The organism is Lysinibacillus parviboronicapiens (assembly GCF_003049605.2).
In the GTDB taxonomy this organism is placed as follows: domain Bacteria; phylum Bacillota; class Bacilli; order Bacillales_A; family Planococcaceae; genus Lysinibacillus; species Lysinibacillus parviboronicapiens.
The window spans coordinates 1,187,105-1,207,446 of the sequence record NZ_CP073713.1 but is presented as its reverse complement, the minus strand read 5'-3'; the positions used below and the strand labels follow the sequence as shown (position 1 = coordinate 1,207,446).

Sequence of the window (20,342 nt, the reverse complement as noted above, 5' to 3'; positions counted from 1 at the left end):
GCCCACCTCCATTTCAAGCAGTTTCTGTTTTTTTAAGTAGTGATGAAGGAGGTAATATACACTTGTTGAATTTCTCCCTCTTGCATCAGTTCATTTAATTGTGTTTTTAGTGCCTTTTGGAACATTTGCTTACCTTGTTTACCTTCCAAACTATCTAACGTCATTTCGGAAAGTTCCTCAATAATGATGTTATTCGTTTGGAACTGGCGTTTTGTTAATTCAGCAGCAGCATCTTTACTTGTTGTTTGAATTTTTAGCGTCATTCGTACAACGCGCTTATCTGCAAGATTTGTTGTAATCTCTGGCACATCCACAAGAGTTTCTACTACCTCATCAATCGTTGGCTCAAGTGACGCTGCGGGCTTATTGAATTGAGTTAGCAATACAAAAGCGATAACCCCAATTAGTATGATGGCCACTAATACAATGATGAGCATCGTTAACATTTTATTATTCTTCATCTTCTTCACCTCGTAGATGCGGGTTTGATAGTATTTGTATATTTTTATAAAAGGTTGTTACCTTTTGTCGCACCTCATCTTCACTCTGTAAAACAATGACTTTTGTTCCAGTCGTCAAAGTAATGGTCGTATCTGGAAAAGATTCGACTGTTTCTATGTATAAAGCATTTAAAGTAAATGCTTTGCCATTTAGACGTGATAGTTCAATCATTGAAATAGGGCCGGGTCTAACACGAGAGCCGGCCCGACCCTCCCTCATATTGAATTTATGTTTCTATAGTGCAGAACGCCGTTTACACCTAACAAGCACGTCCTGTGGCTGATGCAACACTAGCACAATCATACACACCAGAGTACTAATGTCAAAGTTTTTTCTCGATTTCACCTGAGGGATTAAAGCGACCTCATGGTTTGGCATTCAAAGCTAATTGAACTTCTTCAATTACTTAACACTAGCGTTTTAAATTAACAAGCTCTTGAAGAATTTCATCTGAAGTTGTGATAATACGCGTATTTGCTTGGAAACCACGTTGTGCAACAATCATCTCTGTAAATTCCTCAGAAAGGTCTACGTTTGACATTTCTAAAGCACCAGATTGAATTTTCCCCATACCAGCTACAGTACCAATTTGTCCATATGCTGCACCAGAGTTTGCTGTTTGTTGATAATAATTACTTCCCACTTTCGCAAGACCACCAGCATTCGGGAATTTAGCCATAATCAGCTGACCTGCCCACTGAAGATCACCGTTTAAATCAACATATGTGACAGTACCATCCTGTCCAATCGACAATTCCTTCGCAGTTGTAGGAATACGGATTGGTCCTAATGTACCTTCTTCAGGAGTTAATACACCATCATCATCAAACAAGTTTGCACCATCATCGCCTGATGCGTTCGGTGCGTCTTCAGGAAGGATACCTGTGTCATCGGCTTCAACCACAAGTTCATCCCCAGCAGTTACACCAACTAAATATTTACCATCTGCATTCACCAAGTAACCATTCTTGTCCATATAAAATACACCATTTCGCGTGAATAGCGTATTATTGAAGCCTTCTTCTGTAACTGCACCTGTGTCATCAGGTGCACTATTTGCATCTGCAACCATAAAGAAACCATCACCTTCAATACCTAAATCAAGTGCACGGCCGGTACCTTGTAATGAACCTCCACCATGAATTGTATCAATAGCAGCTAATTGTGAACCTAAACCTATTTGTTGAGGATTTACCCCTCCGCGAGTAGAAGTTGCTCCAGAAGCACCAGCTTGCGTTTGAGAAATTAAATCTTTAAAGAGAACACGACCTTTTTTAAAGCCATGCGTGTTAACGTTAGCGATGTTATTACCAATAACATCAAGCTTCGTCTGGAAGTTTTTTAAACCGGAAATACCTGAATACATAGAACGTAACATTGTTGTCGTTCTCCCTTCGTTTTTGAATTGTGTGCTTCAGTCAGTCAGCTACACATAAGGCTTCCTTACATCAGAAGGTCCAGCCTTAAAGCACAATAGTGCCATCAATATTGGTAAACAGTTGTTGTTTTGCTTCCGTGCGATCCATCGCTGTAATGACAGTTGCATTTTTTGCGCTGACAATTAGAGCTGCTTGTTCCATCAAGACTAATGGTTGTTTGACACCTTTTGAGTGTGCCTCAAATACCTTGTCAGAAACAACCTGCCATTCTTGTTCAGTAATCGCAATATTACGCTCGACAATGCGTTCATGGGCATGCTTACTTACTTTCAGCTCCTGTTGCTGAGTGGCCTCCTGTAAATGAGCACTAAATGATTGCTGAGACCTAACGGGCGTATGTTGCGTTTGGCGAATAGTTGGATGCAATGGTACACGATGAATTGAAAACTTATCCATCCTAATCCCCACCTCTATTCGCTGATTACTGTGAATTCTTTACCTGTTAGTTTTTTGTCATTATCTAATACATAGTAAATAACATTATCTTTACTTGTCACCGAGACAATACGTCCTTGGAGCTCTTGCTCGCCATCCTGATAAGTAACATTTTTACCTATTAGCTTGCTTGCTTGTACAAGTGGTGATTCAGTTGACGAGTTATTACCGCCTGTAATAGCTGAGATATTACCAGGGGATATTTCTTTACCATCAGCTAATATAAACACTACAGTACCTTCCACGAATTTTACCGATTCAATAACGCCTGTACCTTCATTTATAATCGGTTTACCCTTATCATCTTTTTCCTCTGTTAATTCATGCCATTTTACTTCCTTACCCACAAAAGATGAGTAGTTCATAAGTTGTGTTTGCTGCTGAGAGGCTAATAAGGCCTCCAACCCTTTAGTCATATTTTGCATTTGCTCAAGAGAAGAGAATTGGGCCATCTGGGCGATAAATTCACGGTCATCCATTGGATTTGTTGGATCTTGGTTTGCTAATTGCGTTATTAATAATTGTAAAAAAGCATCTTTACCAAGTTCGCTATTACCTGTTTCTTTAACTGGTTTCTTGTAGTTTGAATAGTAAAGACTATCCGTTATCGTTGTATTTGTTGTTTTAACTTCTGCCATGCTTACACCTCCTCATTTATTAGATAGTCACTAAAGGACTTGCTATCATCGTCATCGTCATTTTTTTGCTCTTGCTCTTCTTCTTGCTGTTGCTTAAAGAAGTTATTAAAGAAGCTTTGATCACGTTGTTGGCGATCTGCATCCTGCAATGACTGCGCAATATCAAGCCTGTCGACTTGGATGTTCTGCTGGACAAAGGCTTGCTTTAATTGATGTGCTTGGCTATCAAGTAGTTCACGGCCATGCGCAGTAGAAGCAAGAAGACGTGCCGTCAAGACGCCATCATTTTGTACTAGCTCGATACGAATTGTCCCCAGATTTTCTGGATACAATTTTAATGTTAAACGGGTAATGCCCTGTGCATTAGAGAGTTGAGCTTTGTTGATAATGGCTTGCATCTCTTTCAGTAATGCCTCAGATTGGGCTGGTTTTGCTGCTGGCAGTGTGACTTGATATGTGTCTGCCTTTGTTTGTACTGTATTTGATGTGACCATTTCGTTAGCACTTGTATCAGTCTGTTTCGTTACTTGTACTTGCTGGACAACTTGTTGGAAGCCCTGTAATGGCAATGTAGCAGTTGTTTTTGTCATTACTTGTAAGGCAGTTTGAATAGTTTCAATCTGTGTTTGCATCGTTGATAAAAAGTTTTTACTATTCGCTAGCAGGTTTTCTTGTGTCGCTGTTAAATCAGTTTTCTGTCCTACTAATTCAGCCAGCTTTAAGACCTGAAGTAACTGTGTTGCTTCTTTTGGTGTTACTTCTCCTTCACCTTGTAAAGCGGATACTATCTGTGTTTGAAGCAATGGTGCTTGCGCATCAACTAATGCTAGTAGCTCCCATACATCGCCTGCTTGCTGTTCTTCGCCTAATAGTTGTTGCACTAATTTTTGCAATTGCTCTGCATCAATATTTAATGCAGCCATTAGATCGTCCAGATTTAGCATTTCATCGATTGCAACTGCTTTGCCATCTTCTCCAACTTGGAGCATTAACAAGCCGTCATCATGTGGAATATCCAATAAATTCAAAAGTTCCTCCATTGATTCTGCATCCAATACAGCCGCTAATTCAGCCAGCCCTGCTTCCTCCTTAGCACCCGAAGATTGTGTTGTCTGCTGAGCTTGGTTTGTTGAGGACATTACTTGTCCAAAGACAGATCCAAATGTAGATAAATGATTTTTTGGCGTTACTGCATTTGTTTGAACGTCTGCCTTAGTTGTTGTTACATTTTTAGCTGTAGCCACTTTAGAAGTCATCATTTGCATCATTGCAATATTCATTTTTTCACCCCCTTTCAGATCTTATTGTTTCGACATCATTTCTGTATATTTGGCCGCATCTTGTGGATCCATCTTCTCAAGGATTGCTGCTAATTTATCTGGTTTTAAGTTCGATAAAATGCGAAGAGCTTCTGCATCACTCATTTTAATGAGTACAGGTGCAGCTGCTTTAGCAGACATTTTATCAAAGGTTGTCAAAATATCATTAAAATCTCGTTTAACGTCGTCTTGCTCTCTTTTTAATTTCTCAATTTCAAAAAGCAATTGTTCTTTCTCTGTCATTAGCTGTTCTTTTTCAGTCAATGTTGAATCCAATTTCTTTTGCAATTGTGTAATTTCAGCTTCTTTTTCTTGGATTTCAGCCTGTAAGTTGACTACCTTTGAATCGTTATTAACAACAGCATCTTTCGCTTGCTGTTCCTCTGATTCAACAAAAGGTAAGTTTCCTAGAGCTTTTTTACCTAAATCAAAGACATTGGTATTCATCAATGTAGCGACTATAAGTAGAACAGCTACAACAAACATTATCGGTAGCAGTATCCACATGAAAAACTTTTGAAAACCACCAGATTTCCGCGTTGGTTGCTGTTCCTCTAACTCTTTTACAATTCGATTGTTTTTTGCCATGAAATCACCTGATTTCTTTCTTGTTGTACGTAAGTGATGAAATTTCATCTAAAAAAATACCTTCAATACGATCTTGTTCTTGTTGGAACACTTTAAAATCTTTTTCGCGCATTTTTTCGAATTTACGTACTTCCAAGTTTTTTTCTAATAATTTTTCTTCATGCCAGTTCATCTTTGCACGCGCTTGGACAACCTTTTGCTGCACATCTGCGATTGTTTTTTCAAGGCTGTCTATAAAGCGGGCATAATGATGAATTTCCTCTATCGACGAACCTATAGCTAAACGTTGTTGCTGAAATTCTAGTAAATTTTCTTTCTTTTTCAGCAAATCATATAGCTTTGTTGCGATTTCTTCAAAAGAACGTACAGATTCTTTATAGGCGATTTCGGTTTCATTCTTTTCTTGCTCACGAATGGTTAACACTTTTTCAAAACGATATATATAACTGACCATCTATTTGCCCCCACCGTTCGATAATGTAATTAACTCATTCATACTTTCTTCAAGTGTCACCTTATCTAAATATCCTTGCTTTAAATAAGCAGTTATAAGCGGTTCATAGTGAATCGCTTCATCAATTTCTTGTGACGTTCCCCGTTTATAAGCGCCGATATTAATTAGATCCTCTGACTTGTCATATGTATAATAGAGCTCTCGCAAACGTTCTGCTGCCTTTTTATGTTCAGGCTCTGCCACATGATTCATCAAGCGACTAACGCTTTTCAACACATTAATCGCCGGATATTGTCCTTTGTTAGCAAGATTTCGATCAAGTACAATATGTCCATCTAAAATCCCTCGAACAGTATCAGCAATCGGCTCATTCATATCATCCCCATCTACTAGGACAGTATAAAAGGCCGTGATAGAACCCTTTTCATTTGTGCCAGTACGCTCTAATAATTTAGGTAATATCGCAAATACAGATGGCGTATAACCTTTTTGAGCAGGTGGTTCACCAGTAGCAAGCCCGATTTCACGTTGTGCCATTGCAACACGTGTCACAGAGTCCATCATTAACATGACATTTAAACCACGATTTCTAAAATACTCCGCAATAGCTGTCGCTGTAAAAGCACCTTTAATACGCATAAGTGCTGGCTGATCAGATGTTGCCGCTACAACAATCGAGCGACTCAATCCCTCTTGTCCTAAATCACGCTCAATAAATTCACGAACCTCACGACCACGCTCTCCAACCAATGCAATTACATTTAAATCAGCTTGCGTATTACGCGCAATCATACCGAGCAATGTACTTTTTCCGACCCCCGAACCAGCGAAAATCCCGACCCGTTGTCCATTCCCTACTGTTAACATACCGTCAATCGCTTTTACGCCAACCTCAAGTCTCTCATCGATAGGTGGACGTGTCAGCGGATTCGGCGGGTCTTGCTCTGTTGGTACAGTCATTAGACCCTTTGGTAATAATGTACCATCAATAGGATTCCCCATAGAATCAAGTACTTTTCCAATTAACTCTGGCCCAACCCTTACTTCGAGTGGTGCTCCAGTACCTTCAACTAAGCAACCAATCGAAATTTCACGCAGCGAGGTAAAGGGCATAAGGACTACGATTTCGTCTTTAAAACCAACGACCTCTGCCAAAATGATTTGATGGCCGTTTTTCGATGTTTCAACATGTATTTTACATACATCACCGATGGAACTATCCGGACCTTGCGACTCAATCATCAAGCCGACAACTCTCGTCACTCTACCAAACTTTTTAAAGGTTGGTATATTAGGAATTTGTTCGATTAATTGAGCCGTTTTCATCTAGATCATTCCTTACTTTCTAATATTTCATGTAGTTTTAATCTCAATTCATTTAACTGCTCATCTATACTTACAACGATACGGCCATGATTTGTTTCGATAAAACAATCTGTTTCGTTTTCTAAATCTTCATTAACAAAAATCATAAATGGTACATCTGTTGGGAACATTTCAGCAAGTTCATCACGATTTGCAGTAATTAACCCGTAATAGGTCGGCGAAACGTAGATTTTTATTTCTTTCATTTCTCTCGCTTCTTTTAGCCCTCTTCTGACGATTGACACAAACATTTCATCATCTCGTTCTAGTGAAGCACCTATAATTCGTTCTGCCGCTGTCAATCCAAGTTCCAAAATGATAGCCTCTTGGTCTTGAATATATTTCTGCGCATTTTCTCCTGCTTGTACAATAACTTCATTGGCAGTGTGTAAGGATTGTGCCATTGCTTCATTGGCTTTGTTTGTACCATCCTCATAGCCTTGACCAAAGCCTTCATCGTAAGCTTCTTGTACGCGATTCGGTCGTTCTTCTTCCCAACTTTGTTTCATGTGCTCAATTTCTTGGAAGTACAATTGTTTTTCTTGCTCAAAAGCCTCACGCTCATTTTGTAGTGCAGCTCTTGCCTCAGCAAGCAACTGATCACGTTCTATAAGTACGTCTTCCATAGTAATTTGGCTGTGGGATGTTTCATCTGTTTCAATTTCGGGTATTTCAAACATGTCACGAATTTGTATCTCTTTCACATTTTCGCCATTGGATTGTGTATATACGGAACGGATGATTCTAGACAATGACGTCATCTCCTCCACCACGTGCAATAATAATCTCACCAGCATCCTCTAAGCGACGAATAACAGCTACAATGCGAGATTGTGCTTCCTCTACGTCACGTAAACGTACAGGTCCCATAATCTCCATTTCTTCTTTAAACGTTTCAGCCATTCGTTGTGACATATTGCGGAAAATAATGTCTTTTACTTCTTCACTTGACACTTTCATTGAAAGCAGTAAATCTTCATTTTCACAATCACGAATAACACGCTGAATAGAGCGGTTGTCGAGCGTCACGATATCTTCGAATACAAACATGCGTTTTTTGATTTCTTCAGCAAGTTCAGGATCTTGAATTTCGAGTGCGTCCAGAATGGTTTTTTCGGTTTGTCTATCTACTCCATTTAATACTTCAACGACAGCATCGATGCCGCCTGTTTCTGTATAATCCTGTGTGACCGTAGATGATAATTTACGTTCCAATACAGACTCAATTTCACTAATTACTTCTGGTGAAGTCGACTCCATCATGGCAATACGTTTGGCGATATCTGCCTGCACCTCTTGCGGAAGTGAAGATAAGATAACACCTGCTTGGCCTGCTTCTAAATAAGACAGAATAAGGGCAATCGTTTGCGGGTGTTCATTTTGAATAAAGTTAAAAATTTGCGATGGGTCAGCTCTACGTGCAAAGTCGAAAGGTCGCACTTGTAAAGAGGATGTTAAACGATTAATAATCGTTTGGGCTTGTTCCATGCCAAGTGCTTTCTCAAGTACTGTTTTCGCGTAACCAATACCACCTTGTGTAATATAATCTTGCGCAAGGGCAATATTATGGAATTCTTCTATTATTTCTTCTTTCACGTTCGCTTCTACTTTTTTAACACTTGAAATTTCTAACGTTAAACGTTCAATTTCTTCTTCAGTTAAATGTTTATAGACAGAAGCTGAAACCTCAGGCCCTAGTGAAATTAACAAGAGTGCGGCCTTTTGTTTTCCGGTTAATTCCTTATCTTTCTTGGACACAGCCGAACCTCCTAGTTAGTCTTCCGCAATCCAACTACGCAGTAACTTCGCAAAATCGTCTGGCTTCTCTTTAGCCATTTTCTCAAGTTGCTTACGACGCATTGTAGCTTCCGTTTCAATTTCTTCATTAATATCATCAATCATTAGTTCTTCTTGTTCTTCTAGGATACTAAGTTCTTCTTCTTCCTTCGCACGTTTACGAGAACGAATGATGAAGAATGCTAGTAATAGAATGACAGCTAGTAAAATGCCTCCAATGACCCAAACCCACCATGGAATAACTGGATTTTCACTACCTACATCTGTTGCTTTACCATTTAAGGATTGTACTGAAACAGCCACTTTTTCATCAATTTGCTCTTGCGTAAGTTCAGCTGCTACATCTTTTGAAATTGTTGTACGTACAATAGTACTTAAAATTTTCTCAATATCTTCTAGCACACCATCTGGTAGCGATGCTGCGTCTGTTGCTGTCGGTGGCTCAACGATTACTTGTATACCGATATCTTGGACTTTATAAGGTGCCTCTTGAATATCTTTACGAATACGGTTGACATCATTATTGATAGTTTCTTCCGTACGTTCGTAATCTCCGTCACCCATTGCACCTTCATTATAGGTTGTGAAGTTATCTGTAGTTGTTTCTGCCTCAGGTGTACCCGTCGCTGCCGCACCTGAACCCGAATAGGATTCAGTAATACGTTGGGCGCTAATAGCAATGCCCTCCATATTCTCTTCATCAACTGGTGTCACTATATTTTCTTCACGATTTTCTTTTTTAAAATCGATATCTGTTGTAACTGATGCAATTACTTTATCTTGCCCCATTAATGTACCAAGCATATTCTGTACTTGACGCTGCAAGTCACGTTCCACCATTTTTTTCATCTGTAATTGACCTTCAGCTGTAGTTGTTGATGAAGCATCAGCAGTTGCAGCATTTAAATCAAAGTACTCCGAAAACTGGTTGGAAATAACGATATTATCTGTGCTTAAATTTGGAATGCTTTTTGCTACTAAGTTGTACATAGTAGCAATTTGTTGTTCCGTAAACTTATAGCCAGGATCGGTATTTAAAACAATAGAAGCACTTGCATCTTCTTTTACATCCGTTACGAAAACACCCTCTTCAGGTAAAGTAATCATAACTTTTGCATCTTTTACACCCTCTAGATTTTTAATCAGTTTGCCGATTTCTGTTTCTGTTGCTGCTTTTTTCAATAAGTTAAATTCATTATCTGTCATACCAAAGCCAGAACTATTAGCAAACGAGTAATCAATCGTGCCGGTTTGAGGATATCCTTCTGATGCTAGTTGCACTAATAAAGCATCAGCTTGTTGTTCAGGTACGAGTATGGAAGTTCCGCCAGGTGCAATTTCATATTTTACACCTTGGGTATCCAACGCCTCCTTCACTTGACCAATTTCTCTCGTTGACAAATCTTTATAGAGTGGTACATATGTAGTTTTTGTAGCGAAAAATGTAATAACAGCTGCAAGTACTATCACACCTACTACAGAACCAATCATTACACCTTTTTGTTTTTTACTACGACTTGTCCAAAATTGGCTGGTGTCGTTTTTTATTTTCGTCAATCGTTCATTCATTATGAATCCTCCGGTTATAGTGAATAACCTAGCAATTAATAATTCGCGATAACAGTGGTACCCCATAGTTTTCAATTTTTTCACCTGTAACAGCAAAATTCCTATGACAACTATGGGAAACTTGTCTTTATTTAATGGTGCATTTTAACACCTATTTAATAAAGTTAGACACTCATTCGCATTATTTCTTGGTAAGCTTCAATCACCTTATTGCGAACTTCAATTGTTGCATTTAATGTAACGCTTGCCTTTTGTGATGCAATCATCACTTCGTGCAACTCTACGTCTCCACCAGTTATTAGCTTTTTAGTAAAATTATCAGATGTTATTTGCTGATCATTTACTTTTGAAATAGCTTCTTTTAACGAATTCGCAAAGCTCTGTTGTGCTTCATAAGGTGTCGTATTCAATTTATTTGTTTCGTTTACAACCTGAGTAGGTGTCATTAGTGAAACGGACGAAATTGTCATTATGTATCATCCTTTCTATATATTATTTACCAATCTCTAATGCTTTTGTAAGCATAGATTTATTCGCATTGAAAACTGTTATGTTTGCCTCGTAAGAACGAGTGGCTGACATTAAATCCACCATTTCTTTTAACGGATCCACATTCGGCATATTGACATAACCATCTGCATTGGCATCTGGATGTGTTGGATCATACACCAATTTGAAAGGTGTTTCTCTATCTTCTTTAATCTGTGAAACCTTTACGCCATTCCCAACACCGCTCTTCGCATTTTTACCAAGTGCAACATTAAAGAATTTTGAGAACTGATTTTCTTGAGCAGTAAGAGTGACAGACTTGCGTCGATAAGGCTCCCATTCACCATTTACCTGTCTAGCACGAGTCGTATCAGTATTTGCCATATTAGAAGAAATGACATCCATTCGTAATCGTTGTGCCGTTAAAGCAGAGGCAGTGGTGTTCATCCCATGAAAGATAGACATTAATTACTTACCTCCTTTAATAACAGTATTTAATGTATTTAACTTACCGTTTACACGATCAATTAAAGCATTGTAGTAGATTTGATTTTCTGCTAATTTCGCTTGTTCAGCATCCATATCTACACCATTACCGTTATTTCGATAGCGTAAGCCATCCATGTTATTTACACCTGGCGTAGATTGTCTAATCGAGAAATCATAATGTCTATTATCCGTACGATATGCCGAAATAGATATTTCCTTCTCTGTTTCCAACATATCCTTAAAACTTACATTTTTCGCCTTATAATTTGGCGTATCGACATTCGCTATGTTATTCGCGATTGTTTTATGATTCAAAGTTGCATAGGAAAGTCCATTTTCCAGGCTACTAATAGTTCCTCCAAATAAATTCAAAACCATTCACCTCTTCTATTACTTCTTTATTTATCCAATAATACAATTGTAATTAAGATGCTACGTAGTGTCTATTGTCTTTTGTCACTTTTTAATAGTATATACGCCCTATTTTTTAACTTCAGGACCCAGGACAAAACTATCTCGACCCTTTATAGGACTAGTTTTCACGCATTTTCTTTCTTTTTCTAGTTATTTAACACTATTTCGACAGTGTTTACTGTATTAGTAATAAGGATTTCCCTTTTTTTACCTTTACCAATTTCGACACATTTTCCTAATAAAACATCACTAATGAAATAACAACCAATTCTACCACTTATCAAGTCCAAATACACGTAAAAAAAAAGCTCTCCCAAAAAAATTTGAGAGAGCCTGTCGTTTACTCATTTTATTTCATTTTAATTTCAGCTAACGCGTTTAAAAATTTATCGTTCAATACTTTAATGTACGTACCCTTCATACCAAGAGAACGAGATTCAATTACACCTGCAGATTCTAGTTTACGTAATGCGTTTACAATAACTGAACGTGTAATTCCCACTCGGTCCGCAATTTTTGAAGCTACTAATAAACCTTCATTACCATCAAGTTCCTCAAAAATATGCTCAATTGCTTCTAATTCACTGTATGATAGTGAGTTAATGGCCATTTGCACAACAGCTTTGCTACGAGCTTCTTCTTCGATTTCCTCAGATTTTTCACGTAAAATTTCCATTCCTACTACTGTTGCACCATACTCAGCAAGAATTAAATCATCGTCCTCGAATTGAGCAGATAAACGAGCAAGAATTAAAGTACCTAAACGTTCACCACCACCAACAATTGGCACAATTGTTGTTAATGCATTTTGGAACAATTCTTTGTTTTCGACTGGGAATGCCGTATGTTCATTATTAATATCTAAATTCGATGACGTCTCAGAAATTGTAAATAAGCTATGTGTGTATTCTTCAGGGAATTGACGCTCTTCGAACATCTTTTTCATACGTTCATTTTCGATTTGTTGGTGGATTGATATGCCTAAAAGTTTCCCTTTTCGACTAACAATATATACATTGCTATCAATAATATCACCTAATGTATCTGCCATTTCCTTAAAGTTTACTGGCTTACCAGCAGATGCCTGGAGCATTGAGTTAATTTTACGCGTTTTTTCTAATAAATTCATTATATGTTCCTCCTATAAATAATCCGAAGAGTATTTACTTAATATTCTAAAGGTTTTTACAACTGAATGATACTATTCAGCCTTATCTTACAATATAAACTGTGACAAATCTTTGTTTTTTACAATGCCCGCCAATTTTTGATCCACATAAGCTGCTGTAATCGCAATATTCGCTGGTGCAATCTCAGATGCTTCAAATGATAATTCTTCTAGCAATCGTTCTAAAATAGTGTGTAATCGACGCGCTCCGATATTATCTGTTTCTTGATTAACCTCGGTTGCGATTTCTGCTATACGATTAATAGCATCATCCGCAAAGCTAATTTCTACGCCTTCCGTTTCTAATAATGCTTTATATTGCAAGATAAGTGATTGATCTGGTTCTTGCAAAATTCGCACAAAGTCTTGCTTCGTTAACTTTTCAAGCTCAACACGAATAGGGAAGCGCCCTTGTAATTCTGGAATTAAATCCGAAGGCTTAGACATATGGAAAGCGCCAGCTGCGATGAACAACATATAGTCAGTTTTGACAGCACCATATTTCGTCGTCACTGTAGAACCTTCTACGATTGGCAGAATATCACGCTGTACACCTTCACGTGAAACACTTGCAGAAGAGTTATTTTCTTTACTTGCAATTTTATCAATTTCATCGATAAAAATAATGCCCGATTGTTCTGCTCTAGACACAGCTTCTTGCGCTACTTCGTCTGCATCTATCAGCTTATTTGCTTCTTCAATTGTTAAAACACGTCGAGCATCCTTAACTTGTAAACGGCGCTTCTTCTGTTTTTTAGGCATTAAGCTGGATAGCATATCTTGCATACCGCTATTTGCAGACATATCCATTCCCGTCCCCTGTAATGCGTCAAAAATAGAAGGATTTTGCTCTGTTACTTCAACAGTCACCCACTCATTTTCTAATTTACCGTTACGTAAATCAATAGCGATTTGCGCACGTTTTGAACGCACTTCAGTTTCTTCCGAAGATGTATCTTCTTGTGACTGTTGCTCCTTGCCACCAAATAACATTTCAAACGGGTTTTGCATAGCTTGCTTTTTACGTAAGGAAGGAACAAGTAGTTTAACAATTGCCTCATTTGCTAGTTCTTCAGCTTGTTCTTGTACGGACTCCATCATTTCTTCCTTTACAAGACGATGGGAAGCCTCCACAACATCACGTACCATCGATTCCACGTCACGTCCAACGTAGCCCACTTCAGTAAATTTAGTTGCTTCTACTTTAATAAACGGAGCATTTGTTAACTTGGCAATTCTTCTGGCAATTTCTGTTTTACCAACACCTGTAGGTCCAATCATCAAAATATTTTTTGGAATGACTTCAGCCTTCATGTCATCAGATAACAGAGAACGACGATAACGATTACGCAGTGCGATGGCTACTGCTCGTTTCGCTTCATTTTGTCCAACGATATAACGATCCAAATGCTCAGAAATCTGTCTTGGCGTTAAATTGTGTTGTGTCATTAGTTAAGCGCCTCCACGATAATATTATGGTTTGTAAATACACATATTTCAGCTGCTGTTTCTAATGCTGCCTCTGCAATCTCTCGGGCAGACATTGTTTCACCTGCATATTTTTTAAGGGCACGACCTGCTGATAATGCATAGTTGCCACCTGAACCAATCGCCAAAATACCATCATCTGGTTCAATGACTTCTCCTGTACCCGAAACAAGCAATAACGTAGTTTTATCCATTACAAGTAACATCGCCTCTAATTGACGCAACATTTTATCACCACGCCATTGCTTTGCAACTTCTACCGCTGCACGTTGTAAATTACCATTGTATTCATTTAATTTGGCTTCAAACATTTCAAAAAGTGTAAAAGCATCGGCTACCGAGCCTGCAAAACCTGCAAGCACCTGCCCATTAAACAGACGTCTGACCTTCCTTGCAGTACCTTTCATCACAACTGCATTGCCAAGCGTCACTTGACCGTCGCCAGCCATAGCGCACCCTCCATTATGATGAACTGCAAATATCGTTGTCGCATGAATTTGTCCCATTTGCCTTCCTCCTTAGCCTCTATTATGCCCGCGGATGAGCATTCATATATGTTTGACGAAGATGCTCATTTGTTACATGCGTGTAAACTTGTGTAGAAGATAAATGTGAGTGCCCTAGCAACTCTTGTACCGTACGTAAATCTGCGCCATTATTCAGTAAATGTGTAGCAAATGTATGGCGAAGCATATGTGGGTATATTTTTGTATGAAGTGAGGCCTTGTCAATCATTTCATTTAAAATATGACGTACCCCTCGTGGTGTAAGTTCCCCACCGCGCATGTTGACAAACACTTGCTGATGAACTGTTTTTTTCATCAAGCGCGGACGAGCCAACTCTATGTAGTCTCTCAAAGCTACACTTGCAAATTGGCCAAATGGAATAATGCGTTCTTTTCGTCCTTTACCCATTACCCGAACGATTGAATAATGAAAATCTATATCTTCTATCATAATGGATGTAAGCTCGCTCACACGAATGCCTGTTGCATATAACAACTCTAAAATAGCCAAATTTCGCAACGATTTCAAATCTTCTCCTACATTTGCATCAAAAAGCTGCATCAATTCTTCTTCGTAGAAAAAGCTTGGCAAACGCGATTCTTTTTTCGGATGATAAAGTGAACGAAATGCACCATCATCCAGTCCGTGCTGTCTATTTAGGAAGCGAAAAAAGGAGCGAATGGAAGAAATTTTTCTTGATACAGATGATCTTGCTTTTTTTTCATCGTACAACTTCGTAACATAAAGACGTGCATGTATATACTCAACACTCGCTAAATCATGAACGTCCTCTGCCTGTAAAAACGTTAAAAAATCTAGGAGGTCTGATTCATATTCTCGCACCGTATGAACAGAGAAGTTTTTTTCTACTTGGATATAAAGCATGAACTGTTCAAGTGCTTCTTGGGACGAAACTATCATAAAAAGATTCACCACCAACGAATTATTCGTAACCTTCTCATTACTAATATCAACAAATTCACAAGCGAAAAACATTGTCATCGCCCATTGTTGCTAATCGAATTAGTAATCTTCAAAAAACATACATATTGACACTATACCTATCTTCGCAATATAGCAAGTGAAAAAGGTTACATTTTGAGAAAATCTCAATATAAACAATTAAAATGCGTGTAAATAAGCATTTGTTTACTAAAAAGAAAAAGCCTCTAAAAGTATATCAACTTTCAGAGGCTTTTAGCAATTAAATTGTTTGCGAATTCACAAAATTTCGAATCGTCTCTAAAGCGCGTGTTGCATGCATTTCAGCACGCTCAGGCTTTGAGCGACGACCTGGTGGCAATTCCGGGAATATGCCAAAGTTGACGTTCATTGGTTGGAAATTTTTAGACTGCGCTTCTGTTATATAACGCGCCATGCTTCCCATCGCAGTTTCAAATGGGAAAATCAGCGGTTCTTGTCCTAAAGCTAAACGTGCTGCATTAATGCCAGCAATTAGTCCACTCCCAGCAGACTCTACGTATCCTTCAACACCGGTCATTTGACCAGCAAAGAAAATGTTTTTATGCTCGCGTAACTGATACGTTTTCTCCAATACTTTCGGCGAGTTAATGAACGTATTTCGGTGCATCACACCATAACGAACAATTTCTACATTTTCTAAACCTGGAATTAGTTGTAGTACTTCTTTTTGTGGCCCCCATTTTAAATGCGTTTGGAAGCCTACGATATTATACAGTGTGCCCGCCGCGTCATCTTGACGTAATTGTACGACAGCATATGGACGTTTACCTGTTTTCGGATCTTCAAGTCCTACTGGCTTCATCGGGCCAAAAAGCATTGTTTTTTCGCCACGTGCTGCCATAACTTCGATAGGCATGCATCCTTCAAAGTAAATTTCTTTTTCAAATTCTTTTAATGGCACCACTTCTGCATCGATTAATGCTTGACGGAAACGGTCAAATTCCTCTTTTGTCATAGGACAGTTTAAATAAGCCGCTTCGCCCTTATCATAACGAGATTTCAAATAGACCTTATCCATATCAATGCTATCTTTTTCGATAATTGGTGCCGCTGCATCATAGAAATACAGATAATCAAGCCCTGTTAAACCTTGGATTTGTTCTGCTAAAGCCTTAGATGTTAATGGACCTGTTGCAATAACAGTAATACCTTCAGGAATAGTAGTCACTTCTTCGTGAATAACTTCTACAAGCGGATGATTTTTTACCGCATCCGTGACATAGCCAGCAAATTCATGACGGTCTACTGCAAGTGCCCCACCTGCTGGTACCGAGCATGCATCAGCCGCTTTTAGAATTACCGAATCTAACAAACGCATTTCTTCTTTAATAACACCAACAGCATTTGTCAATGTGTTTGCACGTAATGAGTTTGAGCATACAAGCTCTGCAAATTTATCAGTATGGTGAGCTGGTGTTTGCTTTACTGGACGCATTTCATAAAGTCTAACTTTTACACCGCGTTTAGCAATTTGCCAAGCTGCCTCACTACCCGCAAGACCCGCGCCTATTACATTTACTACTTGTTCAGTCATTGTTCTTACCATCTTTCTATCATTGAGTAGGTGTTTCTTCGTAGTCACATTTTGTACATTGAATTTGCACACCTTTTTTCAGTTTTTTCTCTACTAATAATGCACTGCATTTTGGACATGGTCTACTAATCGGCTTGTCCCATGATACAAACTCGCACTCAGGGTACTGATTGCAACCATAGAATAATCGTTTTGTTTTACTTTTACGTTCTACAATCTCACCCGTTTCACAAGATGGACATTTTACACCAATTGGCTTCATGATTGCTTTTGTATTACGACAATCCGGGAAATTTGAGCACGCCATAAATTTGCCATATCGACCTAATTTATAGACCATTGGTGAGCCGCATTTTTCACAATCCTCACCAGCAGGTTCATCTTTAATCACAACTTTTTCCATTTCGGCATCTGCATGCTTCACATGCACCTCGAAGTCTTTATAAAACTCATCGATTACTTCTACCCATTGACGGCTACCTTCTTCAACATCATCAAGATCTTGTTCCATTTTCGCAGTGAATTCAATATTTATGATATCTGGGAAAAATTCTAGGACAAGTTGGTGTACGATTTCACCCAGCTCTGTTGGCATGAATCGTTTTGCATCTAACACGACATAGCCACGGCGCTGTAATGTATCGAGGGTCGGTGCATATGTGGACGGGCGCCCTATACCTATCTCTTCCATTGTTTTCACAAGACGCGCCTCTGAATAACGTGGTGGTGGCTGTGTAAAATGTTGCTTCGGCTCGATTTCAAGAGATTTCACTTGATTACCGATTTCCATTTCAGGTAGAAGCTTTGTAGTTTCTTCCGTTTGGTCATCAGTACCTTCTATATAAAGTTTCATAAAGCCGGCAAATTTCACTTGTGAGCCGTTCGCACGGAATAATACATCACCATTTTGCAAGTCAACTGCAACTGTATCTAGTACAGCTGGTGCCATTTGACTGGCGATAAAGCGCTCCCAAATTAAACGATATAAACGTAATTGGTCACGGCTAAGTACTGTTTTTAATTCATCTGGTGTTCGCATTGTGCTTGTTGGACGAATTGCTTCATGGGCGTCCTGTGCATTTGACGCTTTTTTTGTCTGTTTGATCTCTGTCGCAATAAATTCTTTACCATACTTTGATTCGATATATGAAATGGCTTCTGTTTTTGCAGTTTCGGAAATACGTGTTGAATCCGTACGCATATACGTAATCAAGCCGACCGTTCCTTCTTTTTTACCGATATCAATACCTTCATACAATTGTTGTGCAAGCATCATCGTTTTCTTCGCACGGAAGTTTAGCTTTCGAGCTGCCTCTTGTTGTAAAGAAGATGTCGTAAAAGCAGGTGCTGCATTTCTTTTACGTTCTTTTTTCGTTACATTGACAACTTCAAACGCTGTACCCTTGACGTTTTTTAAAATGGATTTCACTTGCGCTTCATTTGTTAACTTTATTTTGTCTTTGCCATTCCCATAGTATAGGGCGTCAAAAGTTTTCTTGCCCTTTTCAAAGGAGCCTTCAATTGTCCAGTACTCTTCTGGTTGAAAGTTTTTAATTTCATTTTCACGATCAATGATCATGCGTAGTGCTACAGATTGTACACGCCCTGCAGATAAACCTTTTTTTACTTTTTTCCAAAGAATCGGACTAATGTTATAACCAACAAGTCGGTCTAACATTCGTCGTGCTTGCTGTGCATCCACTAAATCCATATTAATAGAACGAGGATTCTTAAACGAGTCTAGAATTGCGTCTTTTGTAATTTCATTGAAAACGACACGGCAATCCGAATGGATATCTATATTTAGCGCAGTCGCAAGGTGCCAGGCAATTGCTTCTCCCTCGCGGTCTGGATCGGCTGCTAGATATACTTTCTTTACTTTTTTAGCCGCAGACTTTAGTTCCTGTAAAACAGGTCCTTTACCGCGAATTGTAATATATTTTGGTTCGTAGTTATTTTCAGTATCAATGCCCATTTGGCTACGTGGTAGGTCACGAACATGCCCGACCGACGCTTTTACTTTGTATTTTTTTCCTAAATAACGCTCAATTGTTTTTGCTTTTGCTGGTGATTCTACAATCACTAAATAATCCGCCATCTATGTCTCCCCCTTAGCGAGGTCTAATGCTAATTTTTTTATGTTACCTGTTGCAAAATGTATAACAGATTTTAAGATAATGCAACTTTTTTTCAATTTTTGCTAGAAAAGAGCGCTAGTGCTTCAACGATTTGATAGCCGTTACACACAGGAATAGCTCCTTCTAAAATTAACTTATTTGTCCCTTTTGACTGCTCAGCATCAATTGGTCCTGGTACAACAAATACATCTTTTCCTTGCTCTAATGCGCATTCAGTTGTAATAAGAGTGCCACTTTTCAGTGCCGCCTCTGTCACTACTAATGCTTGTGAAAGCCCACTAATTATGCGATTACGCATGGGAAAGTGCCATTTTTCCGGTTTTATATAAGGTGGATATTCTGTGACAAGTAACTGATTCTCAGCCATTCTTTCAGCAAGGGTCTGATTTTCTTTTGGGTATACATGATGAAAACCATGTCCAAGCACAGCAATAGTTTTGCCACCCATGGTAATTGTTGCCTCGTGAGCCATTGTATCTGCGCCGCGTGCAAGCCCACTCACGACCGTGTATTCGTGTTCAACAAGTGGCGGGACAATTAAGTCCAATGCTGTCTTTGTATAAGCTGTAGCCTTTCGAGAGCCTATAATAGCTACTTGTTTATCACTTGTTAACAGAGAATATTGACCTTTCACATACAATACAGTAGGTGGACTTGGTATTTCAAATAATTGCGCCGGGTAATAAGGGTGATGAAAGGGTATGGGGAAAATATTAGCCTGTGCATAGGCTTCTTCAAACGACAAGCTAATTACGCGCTGAAAGCTTTGAGAAATTTGCTTCGCTTTTGACAATGGAATTTGTAATGCTTTCGCTATGTCATTAGGGTGCGCTTTTTCAAAATAGCTTAATACATCCACCGGGGACAATAACTGTTGAAGTTTTTGGAGTGGTAATGGATATATATAATGCAAAGCTAGCAATCTTTGTAGGTCTACTGAATAAATCATTTAAAAACCTCCTTTTTAATAGAAGAAATTAAATGACCGCATTTTTCATTTCACCACAAAAAATAGAAAAGCGTATT

22 protein-coding genes are annotated in these 20,342 nt (G+C 38.7%); all 22 read right to left on the bottom strand.

From position 1 onward, the window contains the following. Nucleotides 1–32: 32 nt before the first annotated feature. The gene (gene fliL / locus C9J31_RS05650; protein ID WP_107947762.1) at nt 33–461 is read right to left on the bottom strand and encodes a flagellar basal body-associated protein FliL; all 429 of its coding nucleotides are present in this window, start codon (nt 459–461) and stop codon (nt 33–35) included. Beyond that, the gene (locus tag C9J31_RS05645) at nt 451–672 is read right to left on the bottom strand and encodes a flagellar FlbD family protein (protein WP_054767214.1); all 222 of its coding nucleotides are present in this window, start codon (nt 670–672) and stop codon (nt 451–453) included. Before C9J31_RS05645 ends, fliL begins: the two co-directional genes overlap by 11 nt. Before the next feature lie 241 nt (nt 673–913). Continuing rightward, a complete protein-coding gene (gene flgG / locus C9J31_RS05640; protein WP_107947760.1) occupies nt 914–1,879 on the bottom strand; it encodes a flagellar basal body rod protein FlgG in 966 nt (321 codons plus the stop codon). Nucleotides 1,880–1,964: 85 nt separating this feature from the next. Continuing rightward, entirely contained in the window at nt 1,965–2,336 is a 372-nt protein-coding gene (locus C9J31_RS05635) for a TIGR02530 family flagellar biosynthesis protein (protein WP_107947759.1), read from the bottom strand. A gap of 14 nt (nt 2,337–2,350) precedes the next feature. Continuing rightward, nucleotides 2,351–3,013: a flagellar hook assembly protein FlgD gene (gene flgD / locus C9J31_RS05630; RefSeq protein WP_107947757.1), complete on the bottom strand. Its 663-nt coding sequence runs from the start codon at nt 3,011–3,013 to the stop codon at nt 2,351–2,353. Nucleotides 3,014–3,015: 2 nt separating this feature from the next. Further along, the gene (locus tag C9J31_RS05625) at nt 3,016–4,293 is read right to left on the bottom strand and encodes a flagellar hook-length control protein FliK (protein ID WP_107947755.1); all 1,278 of its coding nucleotides are present in this window, start codon (nt 4,291–4,293) and stop codon (nt 3,016–3,018) included. A gap of 21 nt (nt 4,294–4,314) precedes the next feature. Then, the gene (locus C9J31_RS05620; protein ID WP_107923080.1) at nt 4,315–4,968 is read right to left on the bottom strand and encodes a MotE family protein; all 654 of its coding nucleotides are present in this window, start codon (nt 4,966–4,968) and stop codon (nt 4,315–4,317) included. Beyond that, nucleotides 4,925–5,374 (bottom strand): flagellar export protein FliJ, encoded by a 450-nt coding sequence (gene fliJ, locus C9J31_RS05615; RefSeq protein WP_107923081.1) that lies wholly within the window; start codon nt 5,372–5,374, stop codon nt 4,925–4,927. Before fliJ ends, C9J31_RS05620 begins: the two co-directional genes overlap by 44 nt. Further along, complete coding sequence (fliI, locus tag C9J31_RS05610) at nt 5,375–6,700, bottom strand: flagellar protein export ATPase FliI (protein WP_054767135.1); 1,326 nt, start codon at nt 6,698–6,700, stop codon at nt 5,375–5,377. It abuts the gene before it with no gap. Nucleotides 6,701–6,705: 5 nt separating this feature from the next. Then, entirely contained in the window at nt 6,706–7,491 is a 786-nt protein-coding gene (gene fliH, locus C9J31_RS05605) for a flagellar assembly protein FliH (protein ID WP_107947753.1), read from the bottom strand. Then, complete coding sequence (gene fliG / locus C9J31_RS05600; RefSeq protein WP_107947751.1) at nt 7,484–8,497, bottom strand: flagellar motor switch protein FliG; 1,014 nt, start codon at nt 8,495–8,497, stop codon at nt 7,484–7,486. The genes fliH and fliG overlap by 8 nt, the downstream gene beginning before the upstream one ends. 15 nt (nt 8,498–8,512) lie before the next feature. Beyond that, on the bottom strand, nt 8,513–10,105 hold the full coding sequence (fliF, locus tag C9J31_RS05595) for a flagellar basal-body MS-ring/collar protein FliF (RefSeq protein ID WP_107947749.1): 1,593 nt from the start codon (nt 10,103–10,105) through the stop codon (nt 8,513–8,515). A 164-nt stretch (nt 10,106–10,269) separates the two neighbouring features. Next, nucleotides 10,270–10,575: a flagellar hook-basal body complex protein FliE gene (gene fliE / locus C9J31_RS05590; protein WP_054767133.1), complete on the bottom strand. Its 306-nt coding sequence runs from the start codon at nt 10,573–10,575 to the stop codon at nt 10,270–10,272. Nucleotides 10,576–10,597: 22 nt separating this feature from the next. Continuing rightward, the gene (gene flgC, locus C9J31_RS05585) at nt 10,598–11,059 is read right to left on the bottom strand and encodes a flagellar basal body rod protein FlgC (protein WP_054767132.1); all 462 of its coding nucleotides are present in this window, start codon (nt 11,057–11,059) and stop codon (nt 10,598–10,600) included. A 3-nt stretch (nt 11,060–11,062) separates the two neighbouring features. Continuing rightward, nucleotides 11,063–11,455, bottom strand: a complete 393-nt coding sequence (gene flgB, locus C9J31_RS05580; protein WP_054767131.1) for a flagellar basal body rod protein FlgB — start codon at nt 11,453–11,455, stop codon at nt 11,063–11,065. Nucleotides 11,456–11,846: 391 nt separating this feature from the next. Further along, the gene (codY, locus tag C9J31_RS05575; RefSeq protein ID WP_107923084.1) at nt 11,847–12,626 is read right to left on the bottom strand and encodes a GTP-sensing pleiotropic transcriptional regulator CodY; all 780 of its coding nucleotides are present in this window, start codon (nt 12,624–12,626) and stop codon (nt 11,847–11,849) included. Between the two features lie 87 nt (nt 12,627–12,713). Beyond that, nucleotides 12,714–14,114, bottom strand: a complete 1,401-nt coding sequence (hslU, locus tag C9J31_RS05570; RefSeq protein ID WP_107923085.1) for an ATP-dependent protease ATPase subunit HslU — start codon at nt 14,112–14,114, stop codon at nt 12,714–12,716. Continuing rightward, entirely contained in the window at nt 14,114–14,659 is a 546-nt protein-coding gene (hslV, locus tag C9J31_RS05565; protein ID WP_010858434.1) for an ATP-dependent protease subunit HslV, read from the bottom strand. Before hslV ends, hslU begins: the two co-directional genes overlap by 1 nt. Nucleotides 14,660–14,681: 22 nt before the next feature. Next, nucleotides 14,682–15,581, bottom strand: coding sequence for a tyrosine recombinase XerC (xerC, locus tag C9J31_RS05560; RefSeq protein WP_107947747.1), 900 nt, complete (start codon nt 15,579–15,581; stop codon nt 14,682–14,684). A gap of 283 nt (nt 15,582–15,864) precedes the next feature. Then, complete coding sequence (gene trmFO, locus C9J31_RS05555) at nt 15,865–17,178, bottom strand: FADH(2)-oxidizing methylenetetrahydrofolate--tRNA-(uracil(54)-C(5))-methyltransferase TrmFO (RefSeq protein WP_107923086.1); 1,314 nt, start codon at nt 17,176–17,178, stop codon at nt 15,865–15,867. 19 nt (nt 17,179–17,197) lie between these two features. Beyond that, entirely contained in the window at nt 17,198–19,276 is a 2,079-nt protein-coding gene (gene topA / locus C9J31_RS05550; RefSeq protein WP_107923087.1) for a type I DNA topoisomerase, read from the bottom strand. A 92-nt stretch (nt 19,277–19,368) separates the two neighbouring features. Next, complete coding sequence (dprA, locus tag C9J31_RS05545; protein ID WP_054767129.1) at nt 19,369–20,265, bottom strand: DNA-processing protein DprA; 897 nt, start codon at nt 20,263–20,265, stop codon at nt 19,369–19,371. Nucleotides 20,266–20,342: the final 77 nt, after the last annotated feature.